Origin of the sequence: Thalassotalea euphylliae, from assembly GCF_042682785.1 — a bacterium.
Classification (GTDB): Bacteria; Pseudomonadota; Gammaproteobacteria; order Enterobacterales; family Alteromonadaceae; genus Thalassotalea_F; species Thalassotalea_F euphylliae.
In genome coordinates this window covers 1,283,145-1,300,294 of the sequence record NZ_JBHUIB010000001.1, presented here as the reverse complement: position 1 = coordinate 1,300,294, position 17,150 = coordinate 1,283,145, and the positions used below count along the sequence as shown (strand labels likewise).

The following is a 17,150-nucleotide window of genomic DNA, read 5'->3' as shown; positions in this document are numbered from 1 at the left end:
GTCTGCTAATTCTCCCTTCATGTCGTCAACGGAAACCATTGCTGCACAAGCAACTGCCCCAGGTAGAGGGGGCGTAGGCATCATTCGAGTGTCAGGCCCTAAAGCGAGTGATGTTGCACATGCTATTTTAGGCAAACAGCCGAAAACTCGATATGCAGATTACCTTAACTTTCGTGGGTTAAATGGCGATGTGCTTGACCAGGGTATTGCGCTATATTTCGAAGGGCCAAACTCTTTTACTGGTGAAAATGTACTTGAGCTACAAGGACATGGTGGCCCCGTTATACTTGATATGCTGCTCAAAGAAATTTTGCAGGTATCAGGCGTTAGAATGGCAAAGCCAGGTGAGTTCAGCGAACAAGCTTTTTTAAACGATAAACTCGATCTCACCCAAGCAGAAGCCATTGCTGACCTCATTAATTCCAATTCAGAACAAGCGGCTCGAAGTGCATTACACTCACTGCAAGGTGACTTCTCAAAGCTTATCAATGCGCTAGTCGAAGACGTCATACATTTGCGCATGTACGTTGAAGCAGCAATTGATTTCCCAGAAGAAGAAATAGATTTTTTAGCCGACGAAAAAGTGCTTAATGATCTTAAAAAGATTATTGCCGATCTCGATACTGTGCAAGCACAGGCAAAGCAAGGCAGTATTATTCGTGAAGGTATGCGCGTTGTTATTGCTGGCCGTCCCAACGCAGGAAAATCAAGCCTGTTAAACGCCCTGAGCGGAAAAGAAACAGCTATTGTGACAGACATCGAGGGAACGACTCGAGACGTACTTACTGAGCAAATACATATCGACGGTATGCCACTACATATTATCGATACAGCAGGGTTGCGAGAAAGTCCGGATAAAGTCGAGCAGATTGGCATTGAACGCGCGTGGGCAGAAATTAGCAAAGCGGATCGCGTTTTACTGATGGTAGATTCCAGTACACAGCAAGAGTCCGATATCACGGCATTTTGGCCAGAGTTCTTTGAACAACTTCCCGATAATATGGGCCTTACTATCGTCAGAAATAAAGCTGATATAAGCGGTGCTAAAACAGGAATGACAGCATCGGAGCAACACCCTGTTGTCACCTTGTCTGCAAAAAATGGTGAAGGTGTTAGTGATCTTACAGAACACTTAAAAACCATTATGGGCTATCAAGGCAGTATTGAAGGTGGCTTTATGGCTCGACGACGTCACTTAGTCGCGCTAGAAAACGCGCATCAGCACTTGCAAACAGGCTTGGATCAACTAGAAGCTTACGTTGCCGGTGAAATATTGGCGGAAGAGCTGCGCCTTTGCCAGCAAGAATTAAATGAAATAACCGGCGAATTCACCTCTGATGATCTACTTGGCAAAATCTTCTCGTCATTTTGTATTGGCAAGTAGTTCCTTAGTTTTTAATTCGCTGCGCTAAAAAATCGACCATAGCGACTACTTTGGGCGTAGCGCCTAACCGACTTGGGTAGATAGCATAGAAGTTAACACTTCGCCCTACCCAATCGCTATTTACCTCAACTAAATCACTGTCAGCCGAGTCAACCATATACTCCGGTAAAAGCGTAATTCCTAACCCTTGCTCTGCAAGCGATTTGAGGACATTAAAGTCGTTAGACATCATTAGGGGGCTTATATTTACGTCCTGCTCCTTATCTCCCACACACACGTGCCATATCGATTTATTACTATTTTCATTCATATATAAGCAACCGTGATCGTTTAAGTCACTCGGGTTATCAAACGTAACACCAGCATCTTTGCATATCTCGACATACGTGTTACTGGCATAAAAGCGCATGGTTACCGTCTGCAATCGTTTAGATATTAAGTTAGAGTCAGGCGACTCTCCTACTCTAACAACCAGATCGTAACCCTCCTCGATAACATCAACTCTGCGGTTGGTGAGCTTAAGATCGACGTTTACATTAGGGTAGGCTTGATTAAAATCGCTCAATAATGGTGCTATTAACGATTGACCAACGCCTACAGAACAGCCAAGCAGAATAGTGCCAGTGGCCGCTTCACTTAAGTTTTCTATGCACAGATCTGCTTGTGTAAGTTCATCGCTAATTCGTTGACAATGCTGATAATACACTTGACCGATTTCAGTTAAATGGAGTGATCGCGTTGATCGCTCCATTAAACGAACTGATAGTGCTTGCTCCAACCGAGTAACTTTACGGCTAATATTTGACTTGGGTAAATCTAAAGCATCAGCAGCTTTAGTAAAACTGCCTAAATCGACTACTTTTTTAAATACCATCAAATCATTTAAATCAACATTACTTAGCATTATTTGTTACCAAATGTAGAACACTGTTATCCAGTAAAGCATCTTTTTTACCAAAATTAAAATCAATAAACTAATTACTATCTTCAAAACGGCTAATTGGACAGGAACATGGAAATACTTAAATTTGATGAATTACCTCAAGGTGGATTTGCGGGCTTAATTGAGAAGCAATTTGTAAAAGATCAGAAAGTATTCAGCCCGGCTAGGCAAGGTAAGGCGACTAATGGTATCGGAAACTTTGTTTATCTTGCTGATGCTAACTTTTTACCGCACGGTGAAACCGGCATGCACCCGCATCGTGAAATAGATGTCATTTCGGTGATGGTTGAGGGAAAAGTTAATCATCAAGGATCATTAGAACACGGCAAATCATTAGTAGCTGGCGAGATACAGGCTCAACGCGCAGGTGCTGAAGGCTTTAGCCACAATGAAATTAACCCTAGTAATCAGCGCAACCAACTTATCCAATTATGGGTATTGCCTGATAAAACAGGCATGCCGGCTTCATATAAAACATATTTACCTGAAACAAACCAACTGACTAAGGTATATGGTGGCGATGCTAATCAAACTAAAACGCTAACGTCTCAAACAGAAATTTATGTAGCAAACACCGAGGGAAATTTTTCTACGACTTTTGACAGCGCAGCAATCATCTACATAAGCAAAGGAAACGTAATTGTTAATGACCGAGAGTTACCCGCTAGAACTCTGGTAAAAGTAAAAGACGGTTTTACTTTATCAAGCCATGAAAGTTCGCAAATTATCGTTATACGAGGGCAGAGCAATCAATAATATGCCAAACAAGCACTTGATAATGCTTTTCAATTTTATGTGTCTATTTCCTTTGGTGTATTTTATACCATCATTACTTGAAACGTATTTGATCCAGAACCTGGCTTTGATCACCTTACTTTCATTGTTGCTGATAGTGCCGTTACAATCATATATATTAATTCCTGGGTTTACCTACCTCTATCGATACATTACTAACAACTCCCGAGAATAATTCTAGCGTGATAAAATCCATTGCAATATTTCTTTTCTTGCAATGGATTTTTCTATGAACCCGATACAAATAATCGTTGGCAGTATGCTTGGCGGCACAGAATACGTGGCGGAAGCATGTGAGCAAACACTCAATGAACTTGGTTTTAAAACGACACTTCACTTATCTCCATCCCTTGAAGAAATTCCGTATGAAAATCAAACTTGGTTAGTATGCACATCTACACATGGTGCAGGTGACTATCCTGATAACTTGCTTGAGTTTGCCAACGCTGTTAATAAACAAGATCCCGTTTATCAAACAACTTCCCTTTTAGTGATCGGGGTTGGTGATACCAATTATGACACTTTCTGCTTTGCTGCAAAAAACTTAAATAAACTACTAATATCAAAGGGTTGCAAACCTATAATTGAACCGCTTTACTTAGATATGGCGCAAGATATAGATCCCGAAGAAATGGCTCAACAGTGGATCGAAACGAATAAAGATCACTTATCCTAATATTACACACCATTTATCCACATAAAAGAGTGATATTTCCCTCTGCTGTGGATAAATAACGTATAAACCCTGTATTTAACCTTTATTATCCAGTTAATTAAATTTTTTCAGAACTACACTGTGGATAAAAGGCCATTTTGATCAAAGCTTTTTACCGTGTAGATCAAACTTTGATCACAAGATCTGATCATGTCAAAACTATTGTTTTTAATGGTGTTTATTGACTTATACACAGAAAGGGCGAGATCTAATAAGTAATAATAACAAGATCTTTATATAGATCTTTATATTTAATTAATGGATCGCGGTGCGATCTTTTTGGAAAATTGATCATTCCCCTACCTATAAAAAAAGTGCTAAAATACGTCTCTTTTTTTTAACCTAAGGTCGCTGAATAAATGTGGTATCAAGACTCTTTTGACGTCATTGTTGTTGGTGGAGGGCATGCAGGAACGGAAGCATGTTTGGCTGCAGCACGTATGGGCTGTAAAACGTTATTGCTAACTCACAATATTGACACCTTAGGTCAAATGTCCTGTAATCCAGCTATCGGCGGTATAGGTAAAGGGCACCTAGTTAAAGAGATTGATGCATTAGGTGGATTAATGGCTACCGCCACCGATCACGCTGCGATCCAATTTAGAACACTCAATGCGAGTAAAGGACCAGCAGTGCGAGCAACGCGCGCACAGGCGGATCGCGCTTTATACCGGGCTTTTGTTCGTAATCACCTTGAAAACCAAGAAAACTTAACCATTTTCCAACAACCTTGTGATGACTTGATCTTGGAAAACGATCGCGTTGTTGGTGTATCAACACAGATGGGACTTAAGTTCAAAGGTCAAGCTGTCGTGCTGACTGTTGGTACATTCTTGGCCGGTCAGATTCACATTGGCATGAACAATTACCAAGGCGGTCGTGCTGGTGACCCTGCCTCTGTCAATTTGGCAAAAAGTTTGCGAGACATGCCGTTTAGGATGGATCGGTTGAAAACAGGTACGCCTCCTCGATTAGATGCGAGGACACTTGATTTCTCTGTTATGCAAGAACAGCCAGGAGATACACCACGCCCTGTATTCTCATTCATGGGATCGCGTGATGATCATCCAGAGCAAATTTCTTGTTACATCACTCATACTAACGAAAAAACACATGATGTCATTCGTGGTGGCTTAGATCGTTCTCCAATGTATACCGGTGTTATTGAAGGTATTGGTCCACGTTATTGTCCTTCGATTGAAGATAAGATCATGCGTTTTGCGGACAAAGACACGCATCAGATTTTTGTTGAACCTGAGGGGTTAACAACCAATGAGGTTTATCCTAACGGTATATCAACTAGCCTCCCATTTGATGTACAAATGGAGCTGGTTCGCTCTATCAAAGGCTTTGAAAACGCACATATCACTCGCCCTGGCTATGCCATTGAATATGATTTCTTCGATCCTCGCGATTTAAAACAAACCCTTGAAAGCAAGTTCGTTCAGAATCTTTATTTTGCCGGTCAAATCAACGGTACTACTGGTTATGAAGAAGCTGGTGCGCAAGGTTTAGTTGCTGCAACCAATGCTGGATTGCGTGTGCAAGGCAAAGACGAATGGATCCTAGGACGTGATCAAGCCTACATGGGCGTATTGATTGACGATCTAGCAACCTTAGGAACGAAAGAACCATACCGAATGTTTACTTCACGTGCCGAATACCGTTTGTTATTACGTGAAGACAATGCGGATATTCGTTTGACTGAAAAAGGTCGAGAGCTTGGTCTGGTTGACGATGCTCGTTGGACGCGTTTCAACGAAAAAATGGAAAATATTGAACAAGAACGTCAACGCTTATCAGGTATTTGGGTGCAGAAGAACCATCCAGCTGTAGACGAGCTAAACCAACAGTTGAAAAGCCCAGTAAGCAAAGAAGCGACATTGGAAGATATTATTCGTCGTCCAGAAACGAAATACGAAGATCTTATGTCAATTGAGGCATTTGGCCCGACTCTTGACGATAAGCAAGCAGCTGAACAAGTAGAAATTCAGATTAAATATCAAGGCTATATCGATCGTCAAATGGATGAGATCGAAAAGAAAAAGCGTCATGAGAATACGTTGATCCCTGTAGATTTTGACTACAGCCAAATCTCGGGTTTATCAAACGAGGTCGTTGCTAAACTTACAGATGCTCGCCCTGAGACTATTGGTAAAGCGTCACGAATTTCTGGTATTACCCCTGCAGCAATATCATTGTTACTGGTATACTTGAAAAAACACGGTTTACTCCGTAAAAGCGCTTAGTCTCGGTAACCTCTATGCTTGAACAAAATTTACGTGCGTTATTATCGCAAACGGATATTACTGTCAGCGATTTGCAGATCGTCCAGCTTATCGATTATGTCCAGCTACTGGACAAGTGGAACAAAACGTACAACCTGACGTCTGTTCGTGATCCTAACGAAATGTTGGTAAAACACATCATGGACAGCTTATCTGTAGGTAAACATCTGAAAGGCAATCATTTTATTGATGTTGGTACTGGCCCTGGCTTACCAGGAATTCCATTATCAATATTGTATCCTGAGCGAAATTTTGTATTATTAGACAGCTTAGGTAAGCGTATTACTTTTTTGCGCCAAGTTATTTTGCAGTTGAAGTTGACTAACGTAACTCCGGTTCAGTCTCGCGTTGAAGCGTACCAACCAGATGTTCCATTTGATGGCGTACTAAGCCGTGCATTTTCATCATTGCAGGACATGGTTTCTTGGTGTCATCACTTGATTGACAGCGAGTCAGGCCGATTTTTTGCGTTAAAAGGCATATACCCGACGGATGAACTTGCTCAATTGCCTGAGCACATTGAACTGGTGGAAAGTTTCCCATTAGTCGTTCCTTCACTGGAAGGTGAGCGACACTTAATAGAATTAAAAAAAACACAGTAAAAAATTCGAGGGAGCCGTGGGCAGAATCATTGCAGTTGCAAACCAAAAAGGTGGTGTAGGAAAAACCACAACTTCGGTGAATCTTGCTGCTTCATTAGCAGCAACAAAACGTAAAGTCTTGCTCATTGACTTAGATCCTCAAGGTAATGCGACCATGGGGAGTGGCGTTGATAAATACGACTCACTAAAAACCAGTTATGAATTACTGATTGAGCAACAACCCTTCGATCAAGTGGTATGTAAAGATACATCTGGCGTATATGATCTAATCGCCGCTAATGCAGATGTTACTGCCGCTGAAATTAAATTGATGGAAGTATATGCGCGTGAACTGCGTTTACGTAATGCGTTAGCCCCAGTTAAAGATGACTATGATTTTATTATTGTAGATTGCCCACCATCACTGAATATGCTCACTGTAAATGCTATGGCTGCCGCTGACTCGGTCTTGGTACCAATGCAGTGTGAGTACTATGCCTTAGAAGGCCTTACCGCACTAATGGAAACCATTTCGCAACTCACTTCTGTTGTTAATGCGGATTTAAAGATTGAGGGTATCCTGCGAACCATGTACGATCCGCGTAATCGACTAGCCAATGACGTGTCTGAACAACTCAAGCGTCATTTCGGCGACAAGGTATATCGCACTGTTATCCCACGTAATGTTCGCTTAGCAGAAGCGCCTAGTTTTGGTGCTCCTGCAATGTACTATGACAAGTCCTCCACTGGAGCCAAAGCCTATTTGGCACTGGCTGGTGAAATTTTACGTCGTGACGAAGTTGCGAAGAAAACCAATAACAAAGAACCGGTAACTGAGTAATTAAGGATTGCTATGAGCCCTGCTAAACGTCGCGGATTAGGTCGCGGATTAGATGCTTTATTAACACCTTCACCGAAATCAGAAGTGGGTAATGAACAAGCAGCAAGTGATATAGCGGATTCCCCAGAAAAAGGTGAACTTCGCAAGTTACCTATTGAACAGTTACAACCGGGTAAGTACCAACCACGTAAAGACATGTCTGCTGATGCGTTAGAAGAGCTCTCAAACTCTATTAAAGCGCAAGGTATCATTCAGCCAATTGTGGTTCGTACTATTGCTGAAAATCAGTATGAAATCATTGCTGGTGAGCGTCGCTGGCGCGCTGCACAGTTAGCTGAGATTGAGCTTGTACCTTGTCTTGTTAAAGATGTGCCTGATGAAGCAGCTGTTGCGATCGCTTTAATTGAAAACATTCAGCGTGAAGATCTTAATGCGATGGAAGAAGCTATTGCATTGGAACGTTTACTTACTGAGTTTGAATTAACTCATCAAGAAGTTGCTGAAGCCGTTGGTAAATCACGTACTACAGTCACTAATTTATTACGTTTAAATAACCTTAATGATGAAGTAAAAACATTGCTTGAGCATGGCGACATTGAAATGGGCCACGCAAGAGCATTGCTTGCGCTTGAAAACGATGAACAAACCACGACAGCACGTACTGTTGTTGCCAAAGAGTTAACCGTGCGTGAAACGGAGGCTCTTGTCAAAAAAGTGCAATATCCGACGCCAGAAAAGCCTGTAAAAGAGAAAGATGCTAATACCGTTTCTCTTGAACAAACCCTTGCTGAACGTATCGGTTCACCTGTGGCAATCAGCCACAATAAAAAGGGTAAAGGTAAACTTACAATTTCATATACTAGCCTCGACGAACTCGATGGAATTCTTGCTAAAATCCATTAATTTTTAGCATTTGACTCGCCAAATAAAACTTTTCACAAAATATTAAACTTTTTCGCACAATATAGGGGCTAAGGATGCCCTATATTGTTGCAATAAAACCGTAATTGAGTATACTTGCGGGGATTTTTTAAGATGTAATTTTATCTTACAAAAAACGCAGGGTTTACGAAGGTTTTCGTTAGAGGTTTAGACAATTGAATCAGCTGGTAAAGCCAGGTCGCAATTTAACTCGGCAGCAGTTGATAATCGCTTCTACCCTAACCTTAGTTTCTGCGGTAATAACATATTTTTATTGGGGGTTAGGCCATGCCCAGTCAGCATTAGCTGGTGGTTGTATCGGCATAATCCCTAATTTTGTGTTTGCTCTTTACGCATTTCGATATGCAGGAGCACGCGCCGCTAGGCAGGTAAGGGAATCCTTTATGAAAGGCGCGCGAATTAAAATGCTACTAACGGCTATTTTATTTGGGTTGAGTTTCAAGTTTTTGTCTCTGTCCTTAGTCGCATTTTTCGGCACATACATATTGGCGGTGATTTCTCCCATAATTTACAGCGCCATATACCGGTTTACTTTTAATCAACAATAATTGGGATACAAGATGGCAGCAGATACTGGCTCTTATATCAAACATCACTTGACCAATGCGAAGATGTGTTCCGTTGACGGTGGCATTGCTTTTAACAAAGCATGTGCTGATGCCGGCTTCTGGGCTGTTCACATTGACACATTATTATGGTCTATCGTGCTCGGTTTGATTTTTCTTATGACCTTCCGCTCAGTCGCTAAAAAAGCAACTACAGGCGTTCCAGGCAAACTTCAGTGTGCAGTGGAAATGATTGTAGAGTTTGTCGACCAGAGTGTGAAAGAGACTTTCCACGGTAAAAACGCATTAATTGCACCGCTTTCATTAACCATTTTTATGTGGGTGTTACTGATGAACGCGATGGACTGGGTACCCGTTGACTGGATCCCTACAATTGCTGGTTTAATCGGTCAACACGCGTTTGGTATGGACCCGCACGATGTGTACATCAAGTCGGTACCAACAACAGATATGAACATGACATTTGCCCTAAGTATCGGTGTATTTGTTCTTATCATTTTCTACTCTATCAAAATAAAGGGCTTCGGTGGTTTTGCGAAAGAACTAACACTACAGCCGTTTAACCACCCAGCGTTTATTCCTGTGAACTTCATTTTGGAATCTGTAACGCTAATCGCTCGCCCTGTATCACTTGCCTTACGTTTGTTCGGTAACTTATACGCAGGTGAATTGATCTTTATTTTGATCGCGACAATTGGTTTATTCCAATTACCAGTTCACTTCTTGTGGGCAGCGTTCCACTTGTTAGTTATTCCGCTTCAAGCTTTCATTTTCATGATGTTAACCATCGTGTATTTAAGCTTGGCGCACGAAGATCATTAATTTATTAATTTTTAAACTTTAAATTTACTTTTAAATAATCGGAGAAAAATATGGAACACTTAGGTTTACTATATGTTGCAGTGGCTATCATTATCGGTTTAGGTGCATTAGGTACCGCGATTGGTTTTGGTCTTTTAGGTGGTAAATTCCTAGAGTCAGCTGCTCGTCAACCAGAGCTTGCTCCTCAACTACAAGTTAAAATGTTCATCGTTGCTGGTCTTATCGATGCGATCGCTATGATCGGTGTTGGTATCGGCCTTTACATGTTATTCGCGCTTTCTTAATCGATAGAGTCATTAAATCATCGCGAATAACTGTAAATAGGAGCTACGAATATGAACATTAATGCTACCCTAATCGGTGAATCTATAGCATTTATCGTATTTGTGTGGTTCTGCATGAAGTTTGTGTGGCCGCCACTTATGGCAGCTATCGAAGAACGTCAGAAGAAAATTGCTGATGGTCTTGCTGCTTCTGACCGCGCTGCAAAAGATCTTGAGTTAGCTCAAGAAAAAGCTGCTGCGCAACTTAAAGAAGCTAAAGCACAGGCTGCTGAAATCATTGAAGCTGCGAAGAAACGCGAAGCACAAATGATTGATGAAGCGTCTGAAAAAGCACAAGCAGAGCGTGAGAAAATCATCGCTTCTGGTCATGCAGAAATTGAGTCTGAACGCAACCGAGCAAAAGAAGAGCTACGTCAGCAAGTGTCTACGTTAGCTGTTGCTGGTGCCGAGAAAATTCTTGAGCGTTCAATTGATGCCGCTGCACACAGCGACATCTTAGATAAATTAGTCGCTGAACTTTAAGGGGTATAGAGCATGTCTGAATTGACAACTATCGCTCGCCCCTACGCTAAAGCAGCGTTCGATTTTGCTGTAGAAGCAAATGGCGTAGACAACTGGTTAGAAATGCTAGTGTTTGCGGCTGAAGTTTCTAAAAACGAGACGATTACTACCTACCTTTCAGGTGGTGCGTCTACCGAACAAGCGCAAGAATTATTCTTGAATGTTTGTGGTGAACAGCTAAATGAACAAGGCCAAAACTTATTAAAAGTGATGGCTGAGAACGAACGTCTGTTGGTGCTACCACAGGTTGCTGAGCAATTCGCTTCAATGAAAGCGGATTACGACAAAGAAGTAACTGTGGATGTCACGTCTGCTGTTGAATTAACAGCTGACCAACAATCAAATATTAGCGCCGCGCTTGAAAAGCGTTTGGCTCGTAAAGTGAAGCTTAATTGTGTTGTAAGTGCTGACGTTGTGTCTGGCTTGATTATCAAAGCTGGTGACATGGTAATTGACGGTTCTATTCGAGGTAAATTAGACCGTTTAGCAACAACAATGCAATCTTAACGGGGAACAGAGCATGCAACTGAATTCCACTGAAATCGCCGAACTGATCAAAAAACGTATTGAACAGTTCGACGTAGTTAGTGAAGCTCGTAACGAAGGTACTATCGTTTCTGTAACTGACGGTATCATTCGCATCCACGGTCTTGCTGATGTAATGCAAGGTGAGATGATCGAACTTCCTGGCAACCGCTACGCAATCGCGCTTAACTTAGAGCGTGATTCAGTAGGTGCGGTTGTTATGGGTCCATACGCGGACCTAGCAGAAGGCGTAAAAGTTAAAGGTACTGGTCGTATTCTTGAAGTACCAGTAGGTCGTGGCCTTTTAGGCCGTGTTGTTAACACTCTAGGTGAGCCGATTGACGGTAAAGGTCCAATCGACAACGATGGCTTCTCGCCAATTGAAGTCGTTGCTCCAGGTGTTATCGACCGTAAATCAGTTGACGAGCCAGTACAAACTGGTATTAAGTCAATTGACTCAATGATTCCAATTGGTCGTGGTCAGCGTGAGCTTATCATCGGTGACCGTCAGGTTGGTAAATCAGCGATCGCATTAGATGCAATCATTAACCAGAAAAACACGGGTATTAAGTCAATCTACGTAGCTGTTGGTCAAAAAGCATCAACTGTTGCTAACGTAGTACGTAGCTTAGAAGAGCACGGCGCACTAGAAAACACTATCGTTGTTGTAGCGTCTGCATCTGAAGCTGCTGCACTTCAGTACTTAGCACCATACTCTGGTTGTACAATGGGTGAATACTTCCGTGACCGCGGTGAAGATGCGTTAATCGTATACGATGATTTATCTAAGCAAGCTGTTGCTTACCGTCAAATCTCGTTGCTACTTCGTCGTCCACCAGGTCGTGAAGCTTACCCAGGTGACGTATTCTACTTGCACTCACGTCTACTAGAGCGTGCTGCACGTGTTAATGAAGAATACGTAGAGCGTTTCACAAATGGTGAAGTTAAAGGCCAAACTGGTTCATTAACAGCTTTACCAATTATTGAAACACAAGCGGGTGACGTATCTGCATTCGTACCAACCAACGTAATTTCAATTACCGATGGCCAGATTTTCCTAGAGTCGAACTTATTCAACGCTGGTATCCGTCCTGCTGTTAACGCAGGTATCTCGGTATCTCGTGTTGGTGGTGCTGCACAAACGAAAATTATCAAGAAACTTGGTGGTGGTATCCGTTTAGCATTAGCACAATATGCTGAATTAGCGGCCTTTGCTCAATTCGCTTCAGACCTTGATGACGCTACTCGTGCACAATTAGAGCACGGTCAACGCGTAACAGAGTTGATGAAGCAGAAGCAATACAGCCCATTATCAATTGCGGAAACAGCTGTTTCTCTATTTGCTGCTGAAAAAGGCTACCTAAATGATGTAGCTATTGAAAAAGTAGTAGATTTTGAAGCTGCATTATTGTCTTACGCAAACAATGATAATGCTGAGCTTATGGCTACTATCAACGAAAAAGGCGATTACAACTCAGATATTGAAGCAAGTTTGGTTAAGTTACTTGATACGTTCAAGTCAACTCAAACTTGGTAATAGTAACTTTTTCGGAGAGAAATAGTCATGTCCGGCGCTAAAGAGATAAAATCGAAGATTGGAAGCGTAAAAAATACGCAGAAGATCACCAGCGCGATGGAAATGGTTGCAGCCAGTAAAATGCGCAGAGCGCAAGATGCAATGGCTGCCTCTCGTCCATACGCTGAAAATATGCGAAATGTGATCGGTCACATCGCGCGAGGTAACTTAGAATATCGCCATCCTTACATGGAAGAGCGTGAAGTTAAGCGCGTAGGCTATATTGTTGTCTCTACAGACCGTGGACTTTGTGGTGGCTTGAACATTAACTTGTTCAAGCAGGTACTTGCTAGCGCTGGTGAATACCAAGCGAATGGCGCCGAAGTTGAATTTGCAGTTGTTGGCTCTAAAGCCACAGCATTTTTCAACAATATGGGTGTTAAGGTATCGGCACAAATTTCAGGTCTAGGTGACCACCCTTCAGTAACTGACTTAATTGGTTCAGTGCGCGTTATGCTAGATGCATACGATAAGGGTGAATTAGACAAGCTGTACGTGGTTTACAACAAGTTTGTAAACACCATGACGCAGCAGCCGACAATCGATCAACTTTTACCTTTGCCTAAGTCAGACGATGACGAAATTAAACATCGCTGGGATTACTTGTACGAGCCTGATGCAAAAGCTCTTTTAGAGCAATTGTTAGTTCGTTACACAGAGTCGCAAGTATACCAAGGCGTGGTTGAAAACTTAGCATGTGAGCAAGCTGCTCGTATGGTTGCAATGAAAGCTGCAACTGATAATGCTGGTGATTTAATCAAAGAGCTACAACTGGTATACAACAAAGCACGTCAAGCAAGTATCACACAAGAATTGAGTGAGATTTGTGCCGGTGCTGCAGCGGTATAAGCAAAGGTCTTAATTAAGAGCAAAGATTAGAGGATTAAACATGAGTACAGGTAAAGTCGTCCAAATCATTGGCGCAGTTGTGGATGTAGAATTCCCACAAGATGCTGTACCTCAGGTATATGACGCGTTAACAGTAACTGAAGGTGACCTTTCAGGCTTAGTACTAGAAGTACAACAGCAATTAGGTGGTGGTGTAGTTCGTGCTATCGCTATGGGTTCATCTGACGGTTTGCGTCGTGGTCTGAACGTAGAAAACACAGGTAATAACATCCAAGTGCCAGTAGGTACTGCAACACTTGGTCGTATTATGAACGTATTGGGTGAGCCAATCGATGAAGCTGGCCCAATCGGTGAAGAAGAAAAATGGTCTATCCACCGTGAAGCGCCTTCTTATGAAGAGCAAGCTTCTGCTAACGAATTGTTAGAGACGGGTATCAAGGTAATCGACTTAGTATGTCCATTCGCTAAAGGTGGTAAAGTAGGTCTATTCGGTGGTGCTGGTGTTGGTAAAACCGTAAACATGATGGAACTTATCCGTAACATCGCTATCGAGCACAGTGGTTACTCAGTATTCGCTGGTGTTGGTGAGCGTACGCGTGAGGGTAACGATTTCTACCATGAAATGAACGATTCAAACGTACTTGATAAAGTAGCGCTTGTATACGGTCAGATGAATGAGCCACCGGGTAACCGTCTTCGTGTTGCGATGACTGGTCTTACTATGGCTGAGAAGTTCCGTGACGAAGGTCGTGACGTTCTTTTCTTCGTAGATAACATCTACCGTTACACACTTGCAGGTACTGAGGTATCAGCACTTCTAGGTCGTATGCCTTCAGCGGTAGGTTACCAACCAACACTTGCTGAAGAAATGGGTGTACTTCAAGAGCGTATTACGTCAACTAAGACGGGTTCAATCACGTCAATCCAAGCGGTATACGTACCTGCGGATGACTTAACTGACCCATCTCCTGCGACAACCTTCGCTCACTTGGATGCAACAGTTGTACTTTCTCGTGACATCGCAGCACAAGGTATCTACCCTGCTATCGATCCACTTGATTCAACATCACGTCAGCTTGATCCATTAGTTATCGGTAACGAGCACTATGAAACAGCACGTGGCGTTCAATCAACATTACAACGTTACAAAGAACTTAAAGATATCATCGCTATCTTAGGTATGGACGAGCTTTCTGAAGAAGATAAGCAAACTGTTGACCGTGCTCGTAAGATCCAGCGTTTCTTATCTCAACCGTTCTTCGTTGCTGAGGTATTCACTGGTTCTCCTGGTAAGTATGTATCACTTAAAGACACAATTGCTGGCTTTAAAGGTATTCTTGCTCGTGAGTATGATGATTTGCCTGAGCAAGCGTTCTACATGGTTGGCTCAATCGAAGAAGCTGTAGAGAAAGCTAAATCAATGTAAGGTGTTTAGCCGCTGCTTAATTTGATCAGCGGCTAATATTAGGAGGTCAAACAATGGCAGCAATGACTGTACATTTGAATGTAGTAAGTGCGGAAGAAGAGTTATTCTCTGGCCGTGTTGAATCATTGCAAATTACTGGTAGTGAAGGTGAATTAGGTATTATGCCTGGTCACGCACCTTTACTGACCTCACTAAAACCTGGCATGGCTCGCATCGTGAAACAACACGGTGAAGAAGAAGTGATTTACCTTTCTGGCGGTATGTTAGAGGTACAACCTAATAGCGTTACCGTGTTGGCCGACGTGGCGACACGTGCTGGAGACTTAGATCTTCAAGCAGCAGAAGATGCAAAACAACGTGCTGAAGCAAAATTAAATGCGCACAGCGACGATGTAAACTTTGCAGAAGCTGCCGCTGATTTAGCACGCGCTATCGCGAAACTTCGCGTTATCCAAGCTTCGGAAAAGAAATAAAATTACTAACCTGTTTTAGTGATATGAAAAAAGCGACCATTTGGTCGCTTTTTTGTTTTAACGCAAAGTGAAAACTCATTCTCCTCTAACTTTTCATTTGAGTAAACTTTGATGTCGAATGTCATATTTCTACGGTAGAATGTGTGGGATTTTTAGATTTTAAATGGAAATATCATGTCTTTATCAGTAGTTATCTTAGCAGCGGGCAAAGGTACTCGCATGCGTTCTTCATTGCCAAAGGTGCTTCATCCGGTTGCTCATAAGCCTATGGTGTCTCATGTTATTGATGCTGCTCGTCAGGTTAACGCTGAAGATATCTATTTAATTTATGGTTTTGGTGGCGATGTTCTAAAAGCACAAGTGACAGGAGATGACCTCAATTTTGTTGAGCAAAAAGAACAATTAGGCACTGGTCACGCTGTCGATATGGCATCTCCATACCTTAAAGATGATGAAGATGTTTTGGTTCTTTACGGAGATGTTCCACTAACTAAAGTATCGACTTTGCAACGCCTTATTTCGGCGAAACCAGTAGAGGGGATGGCTCTACTAACAGTTAAATTACAGGATCCAACAGGCTATGGTCGTATTATCCGTAGTAATGACACGGTAGTTGGCATTGTAGAGCAAAAAGATGCAAATGAAGAGCAGCTGGCCATTGATGAATGTAATACCGGTATTTTGCTTGCGAATGGTGGAGACTTAAAACGTTGGCTATCAAACCTTTCAAACGATAATGCGCAAGGTGAGTATTACCTTACTGATATTATTGCCATGGCGCATGGCGAAGGTAAGCAAATAGCGACCGCACATCCTGAGACTGAAATTGAAGTGGAAGGTGCCAATAATAGAGTGCAACTAGCCGCACTAGAGCGGGCTTACCAGCTAAGACAAGCAGAAGAGCTGATGATAGCAGGAGCTAGCTTACGCGATCCGGCGCGTATTGATGTGCGTGGAAATTTAATGGTTGGCCAAGAGGTAAAAATTGACATCAACTGTATTTTTGAGGGTGATGTCGAATTAGAAGATAACGTTACTATTGGCGCTAACTGTATTCTAAAAAACTGTAAAATTGGTAAAGGCGCAGAAATAAAGCCAAACACTATTGTTGAAGATGCCATTATTGGTGAGTTAGCGTCGGCGGGCCCTTTTGCACGTATTCGTCCAGGGTCAGAGTTAAAGCGCGACGCACATGTCGGTAACTTTGTAGAAATGAAAAAAACAGTTCTCGGTGAAGGTTCCAAAGCCGGACATCTTACTTATCTTGGTGATACCGAAGTTGGAAGTGGCGCTAATATTGGTGCGGGTACGATCACGTGTAACTATGACGGCGTAAATAAATCGAAGACTATTATTGGTGATGGAGCGTTTATCGGTTCTAATGCTTCCTTGGTAGCGCCAGTATCTGTAGGTGCAATGGCAACTACCGGTGCAGGCTCTGTTATCGTTAAAGATGTTGCTGATGAAGAGCTAGCGGTTGCTCGTGGAAAACAGCGTAATATTGGTGGCTGGAAACGCCCAGTGAAAAAATAGTCACTGTATATCGTGGCGATAAAAAAGGGAGCTTTATGCTCCCTTT

At 42.4% G+C, this 17,150-nt stretch carries 18 protein-coding genes; 17 read left to right on the top strand and 1 reads right to left on the bottom strand.

Features of this window, described 5'->3' with window-relative positions; genetic code table 11:
- Positions 1 to 19: 19 nt before the first annotated feature.
- The gene (gene mnmE, locus ACFSJY_RS05910; RefSeq protein WP_386032236.1) at positions 20 to 1,384 is read left to right on the top strand and encodes a tRNA uridine-5-carboxymethylaminomethyl(34) synthesis GTPase MnmE; all 1,365 of its coding nucleotides are present in this window, start codon (positions 20 to 22) and stop codon (positions 1,382 to 1,384) included.
- 4 nt (positions 1,385 to 1,388) lie between these two features.
- On the opposite strand, the gene ACFSJY_RS05905 is transcribed toward mnmE, so the two are convergent.
- Entirely contained in the window at positions 1,389 to 2,288 is a 900-nt protein-coding gene (locus ACFSJY_RS05905) for a LysR family transcriptional regulator (RefSeq protein WP_386032099.1), read from the bottom strand.
- A gap of 108 nt (positions 2,289 to 2,396) precedes the next feature.
- Between ACFSJY_RS05905 and ACFSJY_RS05900 the strand changes: the two genes are divergently transcribed.
- The 16 genes from ACFSJY_RS05900 to glmU all read left to right on the top strand — a co-directional run bounded on the left by ACFSJY_RS05900 (position 2,397) and on the right by glmU (position 17,104).
- On the top strand, positions 2,397 to 3,083 hold the full coding sequence (locus ACFSJY_RS05900) for a pirin family protein (protein WP_386032097.1): 687 nt from the start codon (positions 2,397 to 2,399) through the stop codon (positions 3,081 to 3,083).
- Positions 3,084 to 3,351: 268 nt separating this feature from the next.
- Positions 3,352 to 3,798, top strand: a complete 447-nt coding sequence (locus ACFSJY_RS05895; RefSeq protein ID WP_386032095.1) for a flavodoxin domain-containing protein — start codon at positions 3,352 to 3,354, stop codon at positions 3,796 to 3,798.
- A 398-nt stretch (positions 3,799 to 4,196) separates the two neighbouring features.
- Positions 4,197 to 6,086: a tRNA uridine-5-carboxymethylaminomethyl(34) synthesis enzyme MnmG gene (gene mnmG, locus ACFSJY_RS05890; RefSeq protein WP_386032092.1), complete on the top strand. Its 1,890-nt coding sequence runs from the start codon at positions 4,197 to 4,199 to the stop codon at positions 6,084 to 6,086.
- A 14-nt stretch (positions 6,087 to 6,100) separates the two neighbouring features.
- Positions 6,101 to 6,727, top strand: a complete 627-nt coding sequence (gene rsmG, locus ACFSJY_RS05885) for a 16S rRNA (guanine(527)-N(7))-methyltransferase RsmG (protein WP_386032090.1) — start codon at positions 6,101 to 6,103, stop codon at positions 6,725 to 6,727.
- A 16-nt stretch (positions 6,728 to 6,743) separates the two neighbouring features.
- Entirely contained in the window at positions 6,744 to 7,547 is an 804-nt protein-coding gene (locus ACFSJY_RS05880) for a ParA family protein (RefSeq protein WP_386032088.1), read from the top strand.
- Positions 7,548 to 7,559: 12 nt separating this feature from the next.
- Complete coding sequence (locus ACFSJY_RS05875) at positions 7,560 to 8,450, top strand: ParB/RepB/Spo0J family partition protein (RefSeq protein WP_386032086.1); 891 nt, start codon at positions 7,560 to 7,562, stop codon at positions 8,448 to 8,450.
- A 194-nt stretch (positions 8,451 to 8,644) separates the two neighbouring features.
- Positions 8,645 to 9,037, top strand: a complete 393-nt coding sequence (locus tag ACFSJY_RS05870; protein ID WP_386032084.1) for an ATP synthase subunit I — start codon at positions 8,645 to 8,647, stop codon at positions 9,035 to 9,037.
- Positions 9,038 to 9,049: 12 nt separating this feature from the next.
- On the top strand, positions 9,050 to 9,877 hold the full coding sequence (atpB, locus tag ACFSJY_RS05865; protein ID WP_386032082.1) for a F0F1 ATP synthase subunit A: 828 nt from the start codon (positions 9,050 to 9,052) through the stop codon (positions 9,875 to 9,877).
- Between the two features lie 50 nt (positions 9,878 to 9,927).
- A complete protein-coding gene (gene atpE / locus ACFSJY_RS05860; RefSeq protein ID WP_386032080.1) occupies positions 9,928 to 10,161 on the top strand; it encodes a F0F1 ATP synthase subunit C in 234 nt (77 codons plus the stop codon).
- A gap of 51 nt (positions 10,162 to 10,212) precedes the next feature.
- Positions 10,213 to 10,683, top strand: a complete 471-nt coding sequence (gene atpF, locus ACFSJY_RS05855; RefSeq protein ID WP_386032078.1) for a F0F1 ATP synthase subunit B — start codon at positions 10,213 to 10,215, stop codon at positions 10,681 to 10,683.
- A gap of 12 nt (positions 10,684 to 10,695) precedes the next feature.
- A complete protein-coding gene (atpH, locus tag ACFSJY_RS05850) occupies positions 10,696 to 11,229 on the top strand; it encodes a F0F1 ATP synthase subunit delta (protein ID WP_386032076.1) in 534 nt (177 codons plus the stop codon).
- A gap of 13 nt (positions 11,230 to 11,242) precedes the next feature.
- Positions 11,243 to 12,784: a F0F1 ATP synthase subunit alpha gene (atpA, locus tag ACFSJY_RS05845; RefSeq protein ID WP_386032074.1), complete on the top strand. Its 1,542-nt coding sequence runs from the start codon at positions 11,243 to 11,245 to the stop codon at positions 12,782 to 12,784.
- Positions 12,785 to 12,811: 27 nt separating this feature from the next.
- Entirely contained in the window at positions 12,812 to 13,672 is an 861-nt protein-coding gene (atpG, locus tag ACFSJY_RS05840) for a F0F1 ATP synthase subunit gamma (RefSeq protein WP_386032072.1), read from the top strand.
- A gap of 40 nt (positions 13,673 to 13,712) precedes the next feature.
- Positions 13,713 to 15,098, top strand: coding sequence for a F0F1 ATP synthase subunit beta (gene atpD / locus ACFSJY_RS05835; protein WP_386032070.1), 1,386 nt, complete (start codon positions 13,713 to 13,715; stop codon positions 15,096 to 15,098).
- A gap of 53 nt (positions 15,099 to 15,151) precedes the next feature.
- Positions 15,152 to 15,571, top strand: a complete 420-nt coding sequence (locus ACFSJY_RS05830; protein ID WP_386032068.1) for a F0F1 ATP synthase subunit epsilon — start codon at positions 15,152 to 15,154, stop codon at positions 15,569 to 15,571.
- Positions 15,572 to 15,745: 174 nt separating this feature from the next.
- Positions 15,746 to 17,104, top strand: a complete 1,359-nt coding sequence (gene glmU / locus ACFSJY_RS05825) for a bifunctional UDP-N-acetylglucosamine diphosphorylase/glucosamine-1-phosphate N-acetyltransferase GlmU (protein WP_386032066.1) — start codon at positions 15,746 to 15,748, stop codon at positions 17,102 to 17,104.
- The last annotated feature ends 46 nt before the right edge of the window (positions 17,105 to 17,150 follow it).

Bases quoted from the DNA above. Each gene is read 5' to 3' on its own strand.
- mnmG (WP_386032092.1), top strand. From the start codon at position 4,197: ATGTGGTATCAAGACTCTTTTGACGTCATTGTTGTTGGTGGAGGGCAT.
- atpD (WP_386032070.1), top strand. From the start codon at position 13,713: ATGAGTACAGGTAAAGTCGTCCAAATCATTGGCGCAGTTGTGGATGTA.
- ACFSJY_RS05900 (WP_386032097.1), top strand. From the start codon at position 2,397: ATGGAAATACTTAAATTTGATGAATTACCTCAAGGTGGATTTGCGGGC.
- mnmE (WP_386032236.1), top strand. From the start codon at position 20: ATGTCGTCAACGGAAACCATTGCTGCACAAGCAACTGCCCCAGGTAGA.
- glmU (WP_386032066.1), top strand. From the start codon at position 15,746: ATGTCTTTATCAGTAGTTATCTTAGCAGCGGGCAAAGGTACTCGCATG.
- atpG (WP_386032072.1), top strand. From the start codon at position 12,812: ATGTCCGGCGCTAAAGAGATAAAATCGAAGATTGGAAGCGTAAAAAAT.
- atpB (WP_386032082.1), top strand. From the start codon at position 9,050: ATGGCAGCAGATACTGGCTCTTATATCAAACATCACTTGACCAATGCG.
- ACFSJY_RS05905 (WP_386032099.1), bottom strand. From the start codon at position 2,288: ATGCTAAGTAATGTTGATTTAAATGATTTGATGGTATTTAAAAAAGTA.
- ACFSJY_RS05875 (WP_386032086.1), top strand. From the start codon at position 7,560: ATGAGCCCTGCTAAACGTCGCGGATTAGGTCGCGGATTAGATGCTTTA.
- atpE (WP_386032080.1), top strand. From the start codon at position 9,928: ATGGAACACTTAGGTTTACTATATGTTGCAGTGGCTATCATTATCGGT.
- atpA (WP_386032074.1), top strand. From the start codon at position 11,243: ATGCAACTGAATTCCACTGAAATCGCCGAACTGATCAAAAAACGTATT.
- rsmG (WP_386032090.1), top strand. From the start codon at position 6,101: ATGCTTGAACAAAATTTACGTGCGTTATTATCGCAAACGGATATTACT.
- ACFSJY_RS05830 (WP_386032068.1), top strand. From the start codon at position 15,152: ATGGCAGCAATGACTGTACATTTGAATGTAGTAAGTGCGGAAGAAGAG.
- ACFSJY_RS05895 (WP_386032095.1), top strand. From the start codon at position 3,352: ATGAACCCGATACAAATAATCGTTGGCAGTATGCTTGGCGGCACAGAA.
- atpF (WP_386032078.1), top strand. From the start codon at position 10,213: ATGAACATTAATGCTACCCTAATCGGTGAATCTATAGCATTTATCGTA.
- atpH (WP_386032076.1), top strand. From the start codon at position 10,696: ATGTCTGAATTGACAACTATCGCTCGCCCCTACGCTAAAGCAGCGTTC.